Source organism: Shinella yambaruensis (assembly GCF_050859155.1).
Classification (GTDB): Bacteria; Pseudomonadota; Alphaproteobacteria; order Rhizobiales; family Rhizobiaceae; genus Shinella; species Shinella yambaruensis.
In genome coordinates, this window is sequence record NZ_CP150638.1 from 1,370,037 (window position 1) to 1,387,176 (window position 17,140).

Below are 17,140 nucleotides of genomic sequence, written 5' to 3' on the forward strand. Positions count from 1 at the left end.
ACGTTCGCCAATCATGAGCCGCAAGGCAAGGGATTTTTGAGGCCCAGAAAACGAAAAGGCCGGGGCGAACCCCGGCCTTTCCTGAAGAGCATGTCGTCCGAGCGATCAACGCTTGGAGAACTGGAACGAACGGCGGGCCTTGGCCTTGCCGTACTTCTTGCGTTCGACGACGCGCGAGTCGCGGGTCAGGAAGCCGCCCTTCTTGAGGATCGAGCGCAGGCCCGGCTCGAAGTAGGTCAGCGCCTTGGAGATGCCGTGACGAACGGCACCGGCCTGGCCGGAAAGGCCGCCGCCGGCGACGGTGGCGTCGATGTCGAACTGGCCGTCACGGGCCGCCGCGACGATCGGCTGCTGCAGGATCATCTGCAGGACCGGGCGGGCGAAATAGGCTTCGAACGACTTGCCGTTGACGGTGATCTTGCCGGAGCCCGGCTTGACCCACACGCGGGCGACAGCGTCCTTGCGCTTGCCGGTGGCGTAGGAACGACCCTGGGCGTCAACCTTCTTGACGTGAACCGGGGCGGAAGCGGCCGGAGCTGCAGCAGCGACGCCGAGGTCCTTGAGCGAGGAGAGGTCGGCCATTATCAGGCGCTCCTTGTGTTCTTGCTGTTCAGCTTGGCGACGTCGAGGGCGACGGGCTGCTGGGCTTCATGCGGGTGGTTGGCGCCGGCGTAGACGCGCAGGTTCTTCATCTGGCGACGGCCGAGCGGGCCACGCGGAACCATGCGTTCGACGGCCTTCTCGAGGACGCGCTCCGGGAAGCGGCCTTCGATGATCTGGCGAGCCGTACGCTCCTTGATGCCGCCCGGGTAACCGGTGTGCCAGTAGTACTTCTTGTCGGAGTACTTCTTGCCGGTGAAGACGACCTTCTCGGCGTTGATGACGATGACGTTGTCGCCGTCATCGACGTGGGGCGTGAAGGTTGCCTTGTGCTTGCCGCGCAGGCGGTTGGCGATGAGGGTAGCGAGGCGACCGACAACGAGGCCTTCGGCGTCGATGAGGATCCACTTCTTTTCTACCTCGGCGGGCTTCTGTACGAAGGTTGCCATGGGAGATGTCTTTCTTTTGCGATCCCGAGGTTTTGAGGCGACGGGCGTTTCTTGTTGCTTGGTTTGGCCCCTTGCGGGTGCCAAAAATCGAACGCGGCCCGTGGGGACCGCGATCTGGAGCGGCTTATAAGCGAGAGCCGACGGGACGTCAAGGGACGCCACTCGGGTGTCGCTAAAGATAAATAAGTAAAAACAACATGTTACGGAAGAGGTATTCCGATACCACAAATTACTGCGGCGGAATCGAATAGGTCGCGGTGGCATGCGCCACCAGATCCGCGGCATCCTCGCCGAAAATCGACGCCTCGATCACCGCCAGCCGCTTGCCGAGCTTGAGCAGCCGGCAGGTGCAGGTGAGGGGGCCGGGTTCCGGTTTGCGCAGGAAGTTGATGTTGAGATTGGTGGTGACGGCGAGCGCCACGGGGCCGATATGCGCCAGCACCACGCAATAGGCCGCGACATCGGCCAGCGCGAACAGGGTGGGGCCGGAGACCGTGCCGCCGGGGCGCAGATGCCGCTCGTTCGGCGCGAGCCGCATGACGACCGTGCCTGGCCCCACCTCGGTCACGTCGAAAACCTTTCCATCCGTATGGATCTGCGGAAAATCGGTTTCGAGGAACCGGTTCAGGGCGTCCCGGTCCATGATGGGGGTCAGGGTCATGGTTTTCTCCTCCGCCTGCCAGGCGTTTACAGACCGATTTGCGCCGAGGGGCAAGCCCTCTCAAAGTCTATGTCGCCCAACTTGAAACGGGGTGCGGTGAAGCGTAGGACGCTGTGGAAAGCTCACAAGGGAGGCGATCATGGCGGATGTGGTGTCGTTCAGGAAAGAGGAGCCGGCCGGGCTGGTGCGCATCGAACGGCATGAGCCGATCCTCAGGATCACGCTCAACAACCCGCCGGCCAATGTTCTCTCCATCGCCGTCATGGAGGCGCTCGGCGAGGCGCTCGATGCGGCCGCGGGCGACGAGGCCATCCGCGTCGTCGTGCTCGCCTCGACCGGAAAGGTGTTTTCCGCCGGCCACGACCTCAAGGAGATGACCGCCCGCCGCGGCGATGCGGACGGCGGGCGTGCCTTCTTCGAGAAGACCATGCGCATGGCGGCGGATATCATGCTGAAGATCGCCGCGCTGCCGCAGCCGGTCGTCGCCGAGATCGACGGGCTCGCCACGGCCGCCGGCTGCCAGCTCGTCGCCAGCTGCGACCTTGCCATCTGCACCGACACCTCCGCCTTCTGCACGCCGGGCGTCAATATCGGCCTGTTCTGCTCGACGCCGATGGTCGCCGTCACCCGCGCCGCCCATCCCAAGCAGGCGATGGAGATGCTGCTCACGGGCGAGACCATCGACGCCTCCACCGCCAAGGATTTCGGCCTCGTCAACCGCATCGTGCCGCAGCAGTACCTGCGCCAGGTCGTCGACAAATATGCCGCCGTCATCGCCTCCAAGTCGCCGCAGGCGTTGCGCATCGGCAAGGCCGCCTTCCGCGCCCAGGCCGGCCTGCCGCTGGCCGAAGCCTATGACATCGCCGTCGCGACGATGGTCGACAACATGCTGGTCGATGACGCGAAGGAGGGGATCGGCGCATTCCTCGCAAAGCGCATGCCGGAGTGGAGATGAGGTTTTCCGTTGGACGTATTCCGGCAAGCGGAGTATGTTTGGCGAATGATAAAGTCCATTGCGGACACGGCGACACGGCAGTTTGTTGAGACGGGAAAGTCGCGGTTTTCCGGACTTGACGTCGCAAGGGCGATGGCACGTTTGAATGTCCTCAACGCCGCGCGAAGCTTGGACGACATATCGCCCTTGCGCTCGATCGGGCTTCACAAATTGACCGGCGACCGCAAGGGGCAATGGGCAATGACGATCAACGGGCCTTGGCGCCTTTGTTTTCGTTTTGAGAATGGCAATGCCTACGATGTCCAGATCGTCAACTTTCATTGAAGGAGAAAGCGGATGTTCGAGGTTCATCCCGGTTCGATCCTGAAGGAAGAACTCGAAGCGCGACAGATGAGCGGCAACGCGCTTGCACTCGCGCTGCGGATCAATTCCGGCCGTGTATCGGAAATATTGAACGGCAAGCGCGGGATCTCCGCGGATACGGCGCTTCGTCTCGGCCGCTATTTCGGTAACGATCCGCAGTTCTGGCTGGGCCTGCAGGCCGCGCATGATCTCGCGGTTGCCCAGCGTGAAAGCGGTGACAGGATATTGCGCGAAGTCCTTCCGGCCCAGACGGCCGCATAGCGTTCAAGCCAGCTTCAGCACCAACACGCCCGCCGCGATCACGGCACTGGCGATGTAGCGCCAGATGCTGGCCTTCTCCTTGAGGATGAAGACCGAGATGAGGAGGGCGAAGAGGATGGCGGTTTCGCGCAGCGCGGCGACGGTGGCGACCGGCGCCTTGGTCATGGCCCAGAGGGCGAGGCCGTAGGAGGCGATGGAACCGGCGCCGCCAAGGAGGCCGCGCACCCAGTTGCGGCGCACATGCGTCCAGACCGGCCTGCTGCCGCGCCGCGCGACCGCCCAGCCGAAGAGCAGCACCGGCGGCAGCAACGACATCCACAGCGTGTAGGAAACCGCATTGCCGGAAACGCGCGCGCCGGCGCCGTCGACGAAGGTATAGGTGGCGATGACGGCGGCGTTCGCCAGTGCATAGGCGATGGCCCGGCGGCTGCCATGACGCGATTCGAAGGCGAGCGTCAGCACGCCGACGGAAATGACCAGCACGCCGGCCATTGCGCCCGGTGTCAGGTGCTCCCCCAGGACGAGGCCGCTCGTCATGGCGACAAGAAGGGGCGCGGCGCCGCGCATCAGCGGATAGACGAGGCCGATATCGCCGGCCCGGTACGCGGCGGCGACGAGCTGGAAATAGGCGAATTGCAGGACGGCCGAGGTGAGCACGAAGGGCCAGGCCGCCGGATCGGGCATGGGTACGAACGGCAGGAAGGCAAGGCCGACCATGCCGCCGCCGAGCGAGACCATGGCCGCGTCGAGCGACTTGTCCGTGCCGGATTTGACGAGGGCATTCCAGACGGCATGAAGAGCCGCGCCGAACAGCACGAGAAAAAGAATGTCTAGCGGCAATCCGGGACCTCGAAGGGGCAGGCCATTGGGGGAGGAGCGTGGTCCTTCATCGGCGCAATTTCGCTGATTTGCAATCGGGATACTGGCAGGATTTTCGGCAAAATGCGCCCTGGCGGTGGCAAAATGACCGAAGCTGATCCGCAATGGCACAATCGGCGCGCGAATGCCGGCCCCGGTGCGGTCGTCTTCTTTAAGGTTCTGCGCTAGCCTGGAAGGCAGGAAGACATGTGAGAGACGGTCGCGAACGCCGGAGGAGGCAGCGATGAACCACGATCACTATCCCGACAGCTACATCCGCCACATTCTCAAATCCGTGCACACGATCGCCGTGCTCGGCGCCTCGCCGAACGATGCGCGGCCGAGCCATGGCGTCATGGGTTTCCTGCTCGGCAAGGGCTATCGCGTCATCCCCGTCAATCCCGGCCATGCCGGAAAGACCATCCTCGGCCAGAAGGTCTACGCGCATCTTGCCGATATCGCCGAGCCGATCGACATGGTCGACGTCTTTCGCGCGGCAAGCCAGTTCGGTGCCGTCGTCGACGAGGTGCTGGCGCTCGATCCGCTTCCCGCCGTGCTCTGGGGCCAGTTCACGGTGCGCGACGATGCCGCCGCCGCGCGGGCGGAGGCCGCCGGCATCCAGGTGGTCATGGATCGCTGCCCGGTGACGGAATATCCGGTGCTGATGCTCAAGGCCTCCTGAGCGCCGCGCATATTGACTTCACGCAACGTTACCCCAATTCTCCGGCAGCAAAACGGGGTAGCCGCATGAACCACGATTCCTATCCGGACTATTACATCGCCGACATCCTGCGCTCGGCCAAGCTCATCGCGCTCGTCGGCGCCTCGCCCAATCCGGAGCGCCCCAGCCACCGGGTGATGGCCTTCCTGCTGCGCAAGGGCTATCGGGTCATCCCGGTCAATCCCGGCCAGGCCGGCAAGGAGATCCTCGGCCAGCCGGTCATCGCCCGTCTTGCCGATATCGTCGAACCCATCGACATGGTCGACGTCTTCCGCGCGGCGGATGCGCTCCCGTCGGTCGTCGAGGAGGTGCTGGCGCTGAACCCGCTGCCCAGGGTCATCTGGGGCCAACTCTCGGTGCGCCATGACGCGGCGGCGGCAAAGGCGGAGGCGGCCGGCATCAAGGTGGTCATGGATCGCTGCCCGGCGATCGAATATCCCCGCCTCGTCGCCTGAGGTTTTCAGGCGGCGAAACGTCTGTTGCCGCGCCTGTGCCTTTTTCCGGAAAATCTTTCTTTGACCGGCTCTTACCACTCTGAAATAGTGCGCCCGACTTTAGCCAGGGAGGCCATTTCATGACGCAGAACAAGCCCGGATTTGCAACGCTCGCCATCCATGCCGGCGCCCAGCCGGACCCGACGACGGGCGCGCGCGCGACGCCGATCTACCAGACCACGAGCTTCGTGTTCAACGACACCGACCACGCCGCCTCGCTCTTCGGCCTCCAGGCCTTCGGCAACATCTACACCCGCATCATGAACCCGACCCAGGCGGTGCTGGAAGAGCGCGTCGCGGCGCTGGAAGGCGGCACGGCGGCGCTCGCCGTCGCCTCGGGCCATGCCGCCCAGCTCCTCGTCTTCCACACGATCATGCGCCCGGGCGACAATTTCATCGCCGCGCGCCGGCTCTATGGCGGCTCGATCAACCAGTTCGGCCATGCCTTCAAGAGCTTCGACTGGCATGTGCGCTGGGCCGATACGGCCGACCTCTCCTCCTTCGAAAGCCAGATCGACGACAAGACCAAGGCGATCTTCATCGAGAGCCTGGCAAACCCCGGCGGCACCTTCGTCGATATCGCGGGTATCGCCGAGATCGCCCATCGCCACGGCCTGCCGCTCATCGTCGACAACACCATGGCGACGCCCTATCTCGTGCGCCCGCTGGAGCACGGCGCCGACATCGTCGTGCATTCGCTGACCAAGTTCATGGGCGGCCATGGCAATTCCATGGGCGGCGTCATCGTCGACGGCGGCACCTTCGACTGGACGGCTTCCGGCAAATATCCGATGCTGTCCGAGCCGCGGCCGGAATATGCCGGCATCGTGCTGCATGCCACCTTCGGCAACTTCGCCTTCGCCATCGCCTGCCGCGTTCTCGGCCTGCGCGATTTCGGCCCCGCCATCTCGCCCTTCAACGCCTTCCAGATCCTGACCGGCATCGAAACCCTGCCGCTGAGGATGCAGCGCCATTGCGACAATGCGCTCGCCGTCGCCAAGTGGCTGAAGGGCCACGACAAGATCTCCTGGGTCACCTATGCGGGCCTCGATGACGACCCGAACCACGCCACCCAGCAGCGCTATTCGCCCAAGGGCGCCGGCGCCGTCTTCACCTTCGGCCTCAAGGGCGGCTACGAATCGGGCAAGCGCTTCGTCGAGGGCCTGGAAATGCTCTCGCATCTCGCCAATATCGGCGACACGCGCTCCCTCGTCATCCACCCGGCCTCCACCACCCATCGCCAGCTCAGCGAGGAGCAGCAGGTCGCCGCCGGCGCCGGCCCCGACGTCGTGCGCCTGTCGATCGGCATCGAGGACGTCGCCGACATCATCGCGGATATCGAGCAGGCGCTGGCCAAGGCATAGACGGGCCAGGGCATAGACGGGATTGGCCCTCATCCGGCCTGCCGGCCACCTTCTCCCCGCAGGCGGGGAGAAGGAAACACGCGGAGCGCTTTCCCGTTCGTTGTCTGCATTGCTCGAGGAAACCGGTGCATCATCCCCTTCGCCCCGCTTGCGGGGAGAAAGGGGCGGCAGCCGGATGAGGGGGCATCTGGCTCAGGAAGGAACGGACAGCCTTATGACCAAGATACGCGATTTCGACATTGCGGGCATCGCGCCCGAGACGGGCCGCCCGGCCGCCGACCGGCTGATCGCTGGCGACCCGGTCTTCACCACCTGGAACATCGAGGAGGCCGATGGCGGTATCTATGCCGGCATCTGGCAGTCGACGCCGGGAAAATGGCGCATCCAGTACGACGAGTGGGAGTATTTCCATATCCTCGAGGGGCGCTCGATCGTGGTTTCGGAAAATGGCGAGACGACGCACCTGAAGGCCGGCGACCGCCTGATCCTGAGACCCGGCTTCAAGGGAACCTGGGAAGTCGTTGAAACGACTCGCAAGGACTACGTCATCCGCGTCTAGGATTTCGCCCGCAAGGCTTTTGTCAAATCGGGCGGCGGGTGAGCCCCAATCATATGCAGGGGCTAGGATGCCGCCTGTAGAGGGAAAAAATTGGCCAAGATAGTCGCGAGGCCCAGCGTCCCTGCGAGCGAGAAGCATATGAAGCCGTACGTGTCGAACGGCTGCTTCAATCGTAGTCTGCTGCGTCCTGAACACGCTTGATAGAGCAGGAAGCCAGTCAAACAGACCAGAACAATGGTGACGGCTGTATGTGGCGGTTGGGCAAAAAAGCCCACTTGGCCGAGCCCGGTGAGAGGTAACGGAACGCCAATAGCGAAGCCCAGCAGCATGCTGCCAATCCAGGATGGCTCGCTACCAGAGGGAGATAGAAAGAAGCGTAGCGCGCCGCCGCCGACCGACGTCAGAACAACCAGGCCGAGGTACGGTAAAGAAAGACCCGATGCTAAATTGTCCTGACCCATGGATGTCGTGAACAATACCCAAAGTGCGACACTGGCGGCCACGAGCGCCGGGAACGTCCACTCATCGCCGCGCGACCTCAAAAAGCCGGAGGCGAGCGTGGCGAGGGGAACGAGCAGATAGACCGCGACGAAGATTGCGCCGATGAGGACGAGATTGTTATCGTGTGCCACTCAGCGCCTCACCATTCCAGCTCCAGCGCCTCCAGCCCGTGGAAGTGGTAGACATCCTTCACCACGGGCTTCTGCGCGATTCTTAGTCCCGGCAGGCGCTGGAAGAGGATCGGCAGGGCGATGTTGAGCTCCAGCCTTGCGAGCGGGGCGCCGATGCAGAAATGGATGCCGGCGCCGAAGGAGAGGTTGGCGCCCTCGTTGCGGTCCGGCTTGAAGACGAGGGGATCGGTGAATTTCCTCGGGTCGAGATTGGCGGCCGCGAGGATCATCGCCACCTTGTCGCCGCGGCGGAAATGGATGCCGTCGAGTTCGACATCCTCCAGCGCGAAACGGTCGAAGATGTGCACCGGCGCGGAGATGCGCAGGCATTCCTCGACCGTGCGCTCCGTCGCCTTCCCGTCGGCGAAGAGCACGGAAGGATCGGCGCCGTTTTCCAGGATGGCGCGCACGGCGTTGCCGATCTGGTGCACCGTCGCCTCGTGGCCGGCATTGAGCAACACGATGGTCGTGGAGATCAGCTCGTCCTCGGTCAGGACCTGGCCGCGGTGCTCCGTATGCACCATGTGCGAGAGCAGGTCGTCGCGCGGGTCCGCCCGGCGCTCGGTGATGACGCCGCGGACATAGGCGGAGAATTCCTCGGCCGCCCTGTCGGCCGCGATCTCGTCCGCGTGGGTGCGGCCGAACATGTACATGCGTACATAGGCATGCGACCATTTCAGGAGCTGCGGCCCCATCTCGTCGGGAATGCCGATCATGCGGGCGATCATCGTCACCGGCAGGATGTCGGCGAAGGCGGTGAGCAGTTCGACCTTCCCGTCCTTCTCGAACCGGTCGATCGCCTCGTGGCAGAGCGCGGAAATCTCCGGCGTCAGCTTCTCGATCATGCGCGAGACGAAGGCGCGGTTGACGAGGGTGCGCAGCCGCGTGTGTTCCGGCGGCTCCAGCTCCAGCAGCGACCAGGCTTCGGCGGCGTCGAAATGCGTCAGGTGCGGCTGCGGCTCCGGCAGGCCCAGTTCCTCGCGCGTCGCCACATGCAGGATCTGCCGGCCGAAGCGGCGGTCGCGCAGGAGGCCGTTCACATGGTCGTAGCCGGTGAAGTACCACATCTTCTGCTCTTCCCACCAGAAGGTGGGACAGTGCGCATGCAGCGCCGCGTAAACCGGGTTCGGATCGCGGTAGAAATCGGGATTGCGGCCGTCGAGCGAGACGCGGCGGCTGGCGGGATCGATGGAGAGGAAGGGGAAGTGTGTCGTCGTCATGATCGATGGGTAGCGCATACCGGCGTCGGGTGAAACCGGAATTTGATTTATCCAAAGCAATGGACTAAGTTTATCGGACTAAGTCCATAGGGAAGGCGATGCGTACGGTCAACATCCATGATGCGAAGACCAACCTTTCACGCTTGGTCGAGCAGGCGGCGAAGGGGGAAAGTTTCGTTATCGCCAAGGCGGGAAAGCCGATGGTCAAAGTCGTGCCGCTCGAACCGGTGGGGGAGGGCAAGACGAGCCGTTTCGGCTTTCTGCGCGGGGAGTTGACGGTTCCCGACGATTTCGACCGGATGGGCGAGGATGAGATCGCCCGGCAGTTTTCCGGTGAAGAATGAAGCTCCTCATCGATACGCACCTGCTGCTCTGGGCGGCGTCGAGCCCGGAGCGCCTCAGCGAGGCCGCGACGGCGCTTATGGCGGATCCGGAAAACGTCCTCTATTTCAGCGTCGCGAGCCTCTGGGAAGTGGTCATCAAATCGAGCCTCGGCCGTGAGGATTTCCAGGCGGACGCCGCGCGGCTGCGGCGCGGCCTGGTCGATAACGGTTACATCGAGTTGCCGATCATCGCCGGCCATGCCATCGCCGTGGCGGACCTGCCGCACCTGCACCGCGATCCTTTCGACCGCATCCTCATCGCGCAGGCGAAACATGAGGGCCTGCTGTTGCTGACGGCGGATGCACGCGTTGCCGACTATGGCGGACCTGTCCGCCTCGTCTGACCCTATTTCCCGACCGCAATCCCCTCCCGCCGCGGATCGGCAGCGCCGGTGAGGCCGTCGGGGGAGATGGCGATGGCGTGCAGGCCGGAGTTCATTTCACTCAGCTTCACCTCGTAGCCGAGGGCCTTCAGCGGTTCGGCGAGCTTTTCCGCGTCCGTTCCGGCTTCGAGGTCGTAGGGGCCGAAGCGGTTGACGAGATGGGGCATCGAGACGACCGCGCCGACATCCATGCCCCAGTCGATATGGGCGATCAGCGCCTGGGCGACATAGCCGATGATCTGGCTGCCGCCGGGCGAGCCGATGGCCAGAACGGGCTTGCCGTCCTTCATGACGATGGTCGGCGACATGGAGGAGCGGGGGCGCTTGCCGGGCTCCACGCGGTTGGCGACGGGCAGGCCCTCGTCATGGGTCTTGAAGGAGAAGTCGGTGAGCTCGTTGTTGAGCAGGAAGCCGCCGGTCATCAGCCGCGAACCGAAGCCGTTCTCGATGGTGGTCGTCATGGAGACGACATTGCCCGCCTTGTCGACGATGACGAAATGGCTGGTGGAGGGCAGTTCGAGCGCGGCATCCCGGCCAAAACTGAAGGCGTGGTCCCATTCCGGCCTGCCCGCTGCCACGGCATCGCCGGCGAGTGCCTTGTCGCCGTCGAGCAGTTTCGCCCGCTCGCCGAGATAGGTTTTGTCGAGGAGCCCCTTGATGGGCGCAGGCACGAAATCCGTGTCCGCAAGGTAGCGTTCGCGGTCGGCGAAGGCGAGGCGTTGGGCGTCGCCGATCAGCCGCCAGCTTTCCGGATTGTCCCTGCCGAGCGCCTTGAGGTCGAAATTCTCCAGCATGCCGAGCATCTGGCCGACGGCGACCGCGCCGGAGGAGGGCGGTCCCATGCCGCAGACGTCGAGCGCCCGATAGGCGATGCAGACCGGCCGGCGCTCCTTCACCTGGTAGTTCCGAAGGTCGGCGAGCGAGAGCACGCCGGCATTGCTGCCCGAGCTGCGCACCGTATCGACGATCCCCTGGGCGATGGCGCCGGTATAGAAGGCCGGCGCGCCGCCGCCGGCGATGGCCGAAAGCGTCTCGGCATAGGCCGGGTTCCTGAGGATGGAGCCGGCCTTCAGCGGCGCGCCGTCCGCGCCGAAGAAATAGGCGGTGGTCGCCTCGAAGGTCTTCAGCCGGTCCCCTTCGGCGGCGATCAGGCCGGCAAGGCGCGGGGAGACGGCAAAGCCGTCGCGGGCGAGTTTTTCGGCGGGGGCGAAGAGGTCCTTCCAGGGCTTGCGGCCCCAGCGGTTGTGCGCCTCCTGCATCAGCATGACGGTGCCGGGCGTGCCGACGGATCGCCCGCCGACGACGGCGTCGAAGAACTGCATCGGCGCCCCCTTGTCGTCGAGGAAGAGCTTGGGCGTCGCCTCCATCGGCGCCGTCTCGCGCCCGTCGAGCGTGGTGAGGCGCCCGGTCCCGGCGTCGTAGTAGACGAGGAAGGCGCCGCCGCCGAGGCCGGAGGATTGCGGCTCGACGAGGCCGAGCACGGTCTGGACGGCGATCATGGCGTCGATCGCGCTGCCGCCATCCGCGAGGATCCTTTCGCCGGCCTCGGCCGCAAGCGGGTGCGCGGCCGCCACCATATGGGTCTTCGCGGTGGCGACCTTGGCCGCCGCAAGGCCGGTCGCCCGTTCGGGCGCGACGGCGTCGGAGGCCTGCTGGGCGGGCGCCCCGGCCGATGTCAGGAAAAGAAGCCCGAGGGCGACGAGGGATCGTTTCATCATGGCTGCCTCCGCTGGAGCACGATATAGTGCAGACAATCGCCGGGGGGAGGCAAGGCCGGGGCGGAATTCACCCTTCCTTCACCTTGCCGGCGCTCCGGTTGTGGAAATCGCCGCCGCCCGTTGCGTCAGTTAACTGCATTCTCGCATAGAGCGCCGCAAAACGCGCACCTGTCTTGAAGTCCGCCACCCTCACACTCTATGTAGGGAAGACGAAACTTGCTGATTCCCAACGCTTGCGAAGGGTTTCAGGGCCACACCGATGAAGGATTGACATGAGAAATCCCGTAGATACCGCCATGGCTCTGGTGCCGATGGTCGTCGAGCAGACCAACCGCGGCGAGCGTTCCTACGATATCTATTCGCGCCTCCTGAAGGAGCGCATCATCTTCCTGACGGGTCCCGTCGAGGATCACATCGCAACGCTCGTCTGCGCGCAGCTTCTCTTCCTCGAGGCCGAGAACCCGAAGAAGGAGATCGCGCTCTACATCAATTCGCCGGGCGGCGTCGTCACCTCGGGCATGGCGATCTACGACACGATGCAGTTCATCAAGCCGGCCGTCTCGACGCTCTGCATCGGCCAGGCCGCCTCGATGGGCTCGCTGCTGCTGGCCGCCGGCCACAAGGACATGCGTTTCGCGACGCCGAACGCCCGCATCATGGTGCACCAGCCCTCGGGCGGCTTCTCGGGCCAGGCGTCCGATATCGAGCGCCATGCCAAGGACATCCTCAAGATGAAGCGCAAGCTGAACGAGGTCTATGTCAAGCATTGCGGCCGCACCTATGAGGAGGTGGAACAGACGCTCGACCGTGACCATTTCATGAGCGCCGACGAGGCGAAGGATTGGGGTCTGGTCGACCGCGTCATCACCAGCCGCGAGGCGATCGAGGGCGTCGAGGGCGCGTGACGCCATGCTTTTGCCGCGGATGAAGTTATTGTGACGCATTTGTAATGGTCGCGGGGCTTTATCCGCACGGCAAAGCCGTTAATATTGGCCGTTAATGCTATGTTGATTTGTAACGGCCTAGCATTCGGTGTTCGGTGGGGGATTCGTTGCCACCGGTTTGGGGAAACCCTTTTCCGGTCAGTACCCCTGGAGCCTTTGAAGGACGGCGAGAACGCTTCCGGCAAAGGCGGTTTGAGTGGTCCGGCCATCTTGTCTAAGATGAACGGCGTGCTGGAAGGATAGTGACATGAGCAAGGTCAGCGGCAGCAACGGCGGCGACTCCAAGAATACCCTTTACTGCTCCTTCTGCGGCAAGAGCCAGCACGAGGTCCGCAAGCTGATTGCCGGACCGACCGTGTTCATCTGCGATGAATGCGTCGAATTGTGCATGGACATCATCCGCGAGGAGAACAAGACCTCGATGGTGAAATCCCGCGACGGCGTTCCCACGCCCCAGGATATCATCAAGGTCCTCGACGAATATGTCATCGGCCAGCAGCAGGCCAAGCGCATCCTGTCGGTCGCGGTGCACAACCACTACAAGCGCCTGGCGCATGCCGCCAAGGGCTCGGACGTGGAACTGGCGAAGTCGAACATCATGCTGGTCGGCCCGACGGGCTGCGGCAAGACCTATCTCGCCCAGACGCTCGCCCGCATTATCGACGTGCCCTTCACCATGGCCGACGCCACGACGCTGACCGAAGCCGGTTACGTCGGCGAGGACGTGGAGAACATCATCCTGAAGCTGCTTCAGGCCGCCGACTACAATGTCGAGCGCGCCCAGCGCGGCATCGTCTATATCGACGAGGTCGACAAGATCTCGCGCAAGTCCGACAACCCGTCGATCACGCGCGACGTCTCGGGCGAGGGCGTGCAGCAGGCGCTTCTGAAGATCATGGAAGGCACGGTCGCTTCCGTACCGCCGCAGGGTGGCCGCAAGCATCCGCAGCAGGAATTCCTGCAGGTCGACACGACGAATATCCTGTTCATCTGCGGCGGCGCCTTTGCCGGCCTCGACAAGATCATCTCCGCCCGCGGCGAGAAGACCTCTATCGGCTTCGGCGCGACGGTGCGTGCGCCGGAAGACCGCCGCGTCGGCGAGGTTCTGCGCGAGCTGGAGCCGGAAGACCTGGTGAAGTTCGGCCTCATCCCGGAATTCATCGGCCGCCTGCCGGTCCTGGCGACGCTGGAGGACCTCGACGAGGATGCGCTGATCCAGATCCTGTCGGAGCCGAAGAACGCGCTCGTCAAGCAGTACCAGCGCCTGTTCGAGATGGAAGACGTGGAACTGACCTTCCACGAGGACGCGCTGCGCGAGATCGCCCGCAAGGCGATCGTCCGCAAGACCGGCGCGCGCGGCCTGCGCTCGATCATGGAGAAGATCCTGCTCGACACGATGTTCGAGCTGCCGACGCTGGAAGGCGTGCGCGAGGTCGTCATCTCCGACGAGGTCGTCAAGGGCTCTGCCCGTCCGCTCTACATCTATTCGGAGCGTTCCGACGAGAAGGCCAACGTTTCGGCCTGATCGGCTGTTGGAATGAGGCGCACGCCAGCACGTCGATCAAGTGCCGCAACCTCTCTTCCGTCATGGTCGGGCTTGACCCGACCATCCACGCTCCGAGCACGCCGATGGATCCTCGGCTCAAGGCCGAGGATGACGGTGAGGGTGGGCTGAGGTTGCCATCAATAAGGACCCGCCGCGGCGGGTCTTTTCGTTTGCGTCGCCTGGTGACATTTCGTGACTGGTCGCGTGCCGCGGGAAGGGGCATGATGGGCAAGCTTCCACTGCTTCGTCGAGCCGTTGCGAAACGGTCTGCACCGGGCCAGAATGGAAGGCGTCGATTCTGTGCTGTGTATGCTCCGGCGGTCCCGCCGGGGGAAGGCCGCAAGTTCCGCGACAGCGCGGAAGACTACACTTCCTGTCGCTGGTTCGCTTGTCCGTCGTGGAGTGGGGCACTCTGCAACCGGGCTTGAAAATGTGTTAACCGCACGCCACTTGTGGATGGAAAAGATCGCCGGCCCGGCACCCCAAGCGCCGAATGGACCGGTTCCCGGAAACGGGACGTTTGAAAGGAAATGACATGACGAAAAAGACGTCTGCGTCGCACGACTCCACGGCCTTCCCGGTCCTGCCCCTGCGCGACATCGTGGTGTTCCCGCACATGATCGTCCCGCTGTTCGTCGGCCGTGAGAAGTCGATCCGCGCGCTCGAGGAGGTGATGGGCACCGACAAGCAGATCATGCTTGCCACCCAGATCAACGCCTCCGACGACGACCCGGAAGTCGACGCCATCTACCGCATCGGCACCGTCGCCAACGTGCTCCAGCTCCTGAAGCTGCCCGACGGCACCGTCAAGGTGCTGGTCGAAGGCCGTGCGCGCGCCGAGATCGACGGTTACACCGAACGCGACGAGTTCTACGAGGCGATGGCCCATGTCCTGGCCGAGCCGGACGAGGACCCGGTGGAGATCGAGGCGCTGTCGCGCTCGGTCGTCTCCGAGTTCGAGAACTATGTGAAGCTCAACAAGAAGATCTCGCCCGAAGTCGTTGGCGCCGCGAGCCAGATCGAGGATTACTCGAAGCTCGCCGACACCGTCGCCTCGCACCTGTCCATCAAGATCGTCGAGAAGCAGGAAATGCTGGAGACGACGAGCGTCAAGCTGCGCCTTGAAAAGGCGCTCGGCTTCATGGAAGGCGAAATCTCCGTCCTGCAGGTCGAAAAGCGCATCCGCTCGCGTGTCAAGCGCCAGATGGAGAAGACCCAGCGCGAGTACTACCTCAACGAACAGATGAAGGCGATCCAGAAGGAACTCGGCGACGGCGAGGACGGCCGTGACGAGATGGCCGAACTGGAAGAGAAGATCGCCAAGGCCAAGCTCTCCAAGGAAGCCCGCGAGAAGGCGGACGCCGAATTGAAGAAGCTGCGCCAGATGAGCCCGATGTCGGCGGAAGCCACCGTCGTGCGCAACTATCTCGACTGGCTGACGGGCATTCCGTGGGGCAAGAAGTCGAAGATCAAGACCGACCTCAATGCGGCGGAAAAGATCCTCGACGAGGATCATTTCGGCCTCGACAAGGTCAAGGAGCGCATCGTCGAATATCTTGCCGTGCAGGCCCGCTCGACCAAGATCAAGGGGCCGATCCTGTGCCTCGTCGGCCCTCCGGGCGTCGGCAAGACCTCGCTTGCGAAATCGATCGCCAAGGCGACCGGCCGCGAATACATCCGCATGGCGCTCGGCGGCGTGCGCGACGAGGCCGAGATTCGTGGCCATCGACGCACCTATATCGGCTCGATGCCCGGCAAGGTCATCCAGTCGATGAAGAAGGCGAAGAAGTCCAACCCGCTCTTCCTGCTCGACGAGATCGACAAGATGGGCATGGATTTCCGCGGCGACCCGTCCTCGGCCCTGCTGGAGGTGCTCGATCCGGAACAGAACTCGACCTTCATGGATCACTACCTGGAAGTCGAATACGACCTGTCCAACGTCATGTTCGTGACGACGGCGAACACGCTGAACATTCCCGCGCCCCTGATGGACCGCATGGAAGTGATCCGCATCGCCGGCTATACGGAAGAGGAAAAGCTGGAAATCGCCAAGCGGCACCTCTTGCCCAAGGCGATCCGCGACCACGCGCTGCAGCCGAAGGAATTCTCGGTCACCGACGGCGCGCTGATGGCGGTCATCCAGCAGTATACCCGCGAGGCGGGCGTCAGAAACTTCGAACGGGAACTGATGAAGCTCGCCCGCAAGGCGGTCACCGAGATCATCAAGGGCAAGTCGAAGACAGTCGAGGTCACGGCGGACAACATCCACGACTTCCTCGGCGTTCCGCGCTTCCGCCATGGCGAAGCCGAGCGCGAGGATCAGGTCGGCGTCGTCACGGGCCTTGCCTGGACGGAAGTCGGCGGCGAGCTGCTCACCATCGAAGGCGTCAGCCTGCCGGGTGGCAAGGGCCGCATGACCGTCACCGGCAACCTGAAGGACGTGATGAAGGAATCGATCTCGGCGGCGGCCTCCTATGTCCGCTCGCGCGCCGTCGATTTCGGCATCGAGCCGCCGCGTTTCGACAAGACCGACATCCACGTGCACGTGCCGGAAGGCGCGACGCCGAAGGACGGCCCGTCCGCCGGCATCGCCATGGCGACCGCCATCGTCTCCATCATGACCGGCATCCCGGTCTCGAAGGACATCGCAATGACGGGCGAGGTGACGCTGCGCGGCCGGGTGCTGCCGATCGGCGGCCTGAAGGAAAAGCTGCTCGCCGCGCTTCGCGGCGGCATCAAGAAGGTGCTGATCCCGGAAGAAAACGCCAAGGACCTGGCGGACATTCCGGACAATGTGAAGAACAATATGGAGATCGTCCCGGTGACCCGCATGGGCGAGGTGATCAAGCATGCGCTGGTCCGCCGGCCCGAGCCGATCGAGTGGGACGGCACGGTCGAGGATGCCAAGGTTCCGGCGGTCGAATCGACCGACGAGGGCACCGGCGCGATCGCGCATTGAGCCTTTATGCCGGGTAAAGCATCCGGCATTT

At 63.9% G+C, this 17,140-nt stretch carries 19 protein-coding genes; 12 read left to right on the forward strand and 7 right to left on the reverse strand.

What is annotated here, in order from left to right; translation table 11 throughout:
- Positions 1-105: 105 nt before the first annotated feature.
- The 3 genes from rpsI to WMC41_RS06750 form a co-directional block, all read right to left on the reverse strand.
- Entirely contained in the window at positions 106-582 is a 477-nt protein-coding gene (gene rpsI / locus WMC41_RS06740; RefSeq protein WP_064329731.1) for a 30S ribosomal protein S9, read from the reverse strand.
- Positions 583-584: 2 nt separating this feature from the next.
- Positions 585-1,049 (reverse strand): 50S ribosomal protein L13, encoded by a 465-nt coding sequence (gene rplM, locus WMC41_RS06745; protein ID WP_064329732.1) that lies wholly within the window; start codon positions 1,047-1,049, stop codon positions 585-587.
- 229 nt (positions 1,050-1,278) lie between these two features.
- Positions 1,279-1,710: a PaaI family thioesterase gene (locus tag WMC41_RS06750; protein ID WP_432347409.1), complete on the reverse strand. Its 432-nt coding sequence runs from the start codon at positions 1,708-1,710 to the stop codon at positions 1,279-1,281.
- Positions 1,711-1,849: 139 nt separating this feature from the next.
- Between WMC41_RS06750 and WMC41_RS06755 the strand changes: the two genes are divergently transcribed.
- Genes WMC41_RS06755 through WMC41_RS06765 form a run of 3 tightly spaced genes read left to right on the forward strand, consistent with a single transcriptional unit; the run spans position 1,850 to position 3,289 of the window.
- The gene (locus WMC41_RS06755; RefSeq protein WP_432347411.1) at positions 1,850-2,665 is read left to right on the forward strand and encodes an enoyl-CoA hydratase; all 816 of its coding nucleotides are present in this window, start codon (positions 1,850-1,852) and stop codon (positions 2,663-2,665) included.
- A 45-nt stretch (positions 2,666-2,710) separates the two neighbouring features.
- Entirely contained in the window at positions 2,711-2,989 is a 279-nt protein-coding gene (locus tag WMC41_RS06760) for a type II toxin-antitoxin system RelE/ParE family toxin (RefSeq protein WP_432347413.1), read from the forward strand.
- A gap of 12 nt (positions 2,990-3,001) precedes the next feature.
- A complete protein-coding gene (locus WMC41_RS06765; RefSeq protein WP_064329736.1) occupies positions 3,002-3,289 on the forward strand; it encodes a HigA family addiction module antitoxin in 288 nt (95 codons plus the stop codon).
- A 3-nt stretch (positions 3,290-3,292) separates the two neighbouring features.
- Here WMC41_RS06765 and WMC41_RS06770 read toward each other — a convergent pair whose 3' ends face one another.
- On the reverse strand, positions 3,293-4,129 hold the full coding sequence (locus tag WMC41_RS06770; RefSeq protein WP_432347415.1) for an EamA family transporter: 837 nt from the start codon (positions 4,127-4,129) through the stop codon (positions 3,293-3,295).
- A gap of 262 nt (positions 4,130-4,391) precedes the next feature.
- On the opposite strand from WMC41_RS06770, the gene WMC41_RS06775 reads away from it, so the two are divergent.
- From WMC41_RS06775 to WMC41_RS06790, 4 genes are all read left to right on the forward strand, one after another.
- Complete coding sequence (locus WMC41_RS06775; protein WP_244765862.1) at positions 4,392-4,829, forward strand: CoA-binding protein; 438 nt, start codon at positions 4,392-4,394, stop codon at positions 4,827-4,829.
- A 65-nt stretch (positions 4,830-4,894) separates the two neighbouring features.
- Positions 4,895-5,323, forward strand: coding sequence for a CoA-binding protein (locus WMC41_RS06780; protein ID WP_432347417.1), 429 nt, complete (start codon positions 4,895-4,897; stop codon positions 5,321-5,323).
- A 119-nt stretch (positions 5,324-5,442) separates the two neighbouring features.
- On the forward strand, positions 5,443-6,726 hold the full coding sequence (locus tag WMC41_RS06785) for an O-acetylhomoserine aminocarboxypropyltransferase (protein ID WP_432347418.1): 1,284 nt from the start codon (positions 5,443-5,445) through the stop codon (positions 6,724-6,726).
- Between the two features lie 214 nt (positions 6,727-6,940).
- Positions 6,941-7,285, forward strand: a complete 345-nt coding sequence (locus WMC41_RS06790) for a cupin domain-containing protein (protein WP_432347420.1) — start codon at positions 6,941-6,943, stop codon at positions 7,283-7,285.
- 62 nt (positions 7,286-7,347) lie between these two features.
- On the opposite strand, the gene WMC41_RS06795 is transcribed toward WMC41_RS06790, so the two are convergent.
- Both WMC41_RS06795 and WMC41_RS06800 read right to left on the reverse strand, forming a co-directional pair.
- The gene (locus WMC41_RS06795; RefSeq protein ID WP_432347422.1) at positions 7,348-7,917 is read right to left on the reverse strand and encodes a hypothetical protein; all 570 of its coding nucleotides are present in this window, start codon (positions 7,915-7,917) and stop codon (positions 7,348-7,350) included.
- Positions 7,918-7,925: 8 nt separating this feature from the next.
- Complete coding sequence (locus WMC41_RS06800; RefSeq protein WP_432347424.1) at positions 7,926-9,194, reverse strand: cytochrome P450; 1,269 nt, start codon at positions 9,192-9,194, stop codon at positions 7,926-7,928.
- Between the two features lie 80 nt (positions 9,195-9,274).
- Here WMC41_RS06800 and WMC41_RS06805 point away from each other — a divergent pair, with 80 nt between their 5' ends.
- Together WMC41_RS06805 and WMC41_RS06810 are read left to right on the forward strand one after the other, a co-directional pair.
- A complete protein-coding gene (locus tag WMC41_RS06805) occupies positions 9,275-9,520 on the forward strand; it encodes a type II toxin-antitoxin system Phd/YefM family antitoxin (RefSeq protein ID WP_244766006.1) in 246 nt (81 codons plus the stop codon).
- Positions 9,517-9,903 (forward strand): type II toxin-antitoxin system VapC family toxin, encoded by a 387-nt coding sequence (locus WMC41_RS06810; RefSeq protein WP_432347426.1) that lies wholly within the window; start codon positions 9,517-9,519, stop codon positions 9,901-9,903. Before WMC41_RS06805 ends, WMC41_RS06810 begins: the two co-directional genes overlap by 4 nt.
- A 2-nt stretch (positions 9,904-9,905) precedes the next feature.
- On the opposite strand, the gene ggt is transcribed toward WMC41_RS06810, so the two are convergent.
- On the reverse strand, positions 9,906-11,657 hold the full coding sequence (ggt, locus tag WMC41_RS06815; RefSeq protein ID WP_432348289.1) for a gamma-glutamyltransferase: 1,752 nt from the start codon (positions 11,655-11,657) through the stop codon (positions 9,906-9,908).
- A 275-nt stretch (positions 11,658-11,932) separates the two neighbouring features.
- On the opposite strand from ggt, the gene clpP reads away from it, so the two are divergent.
- The 3 genes from clpP (at position 11,933) to lon (ending at position 17,109) form a co-directional block, all read left to right on the forward strand.
- Positions 11,933-12,565, forward strand: coding sequence for an ATP-dependent Clp endopeptidase proteolytic subunit ClpP (gene clpP / locus WMC41_RS06820; protein WP_244765856.1), 633 nt, complete (start codon positions 11,933-11,935; stop codon positions 12,563-12,565).
- 286 nt (positions 12,566-12,851) lie between these two features.
- Entirely contained in the window at positions 12,852-14,129 is a 1,278-nt protein-coding gene (gene clpX, locus WMC41_RS06825; protein WP_064329747.1) for an ATP-dependent Clp protease ATP-binding subunit ClpX, read from the forward strand.
- A 556-nt stretch (positions 14,130-14,685) separates the two neighbouring features.
- Complete coding sequence (lon, locus tag WMC41_RS06830; protein WP_244765855.1) at positions 14,686-17,109, forward strand: endopeptidase La; 2,424 nt, start codon at positions 14,686-14,688, stop codon at positions 17,107-17,109.
- The last annotated feature ends 31 nt before the right edge of the window (positions 17,110-17,140 follow it).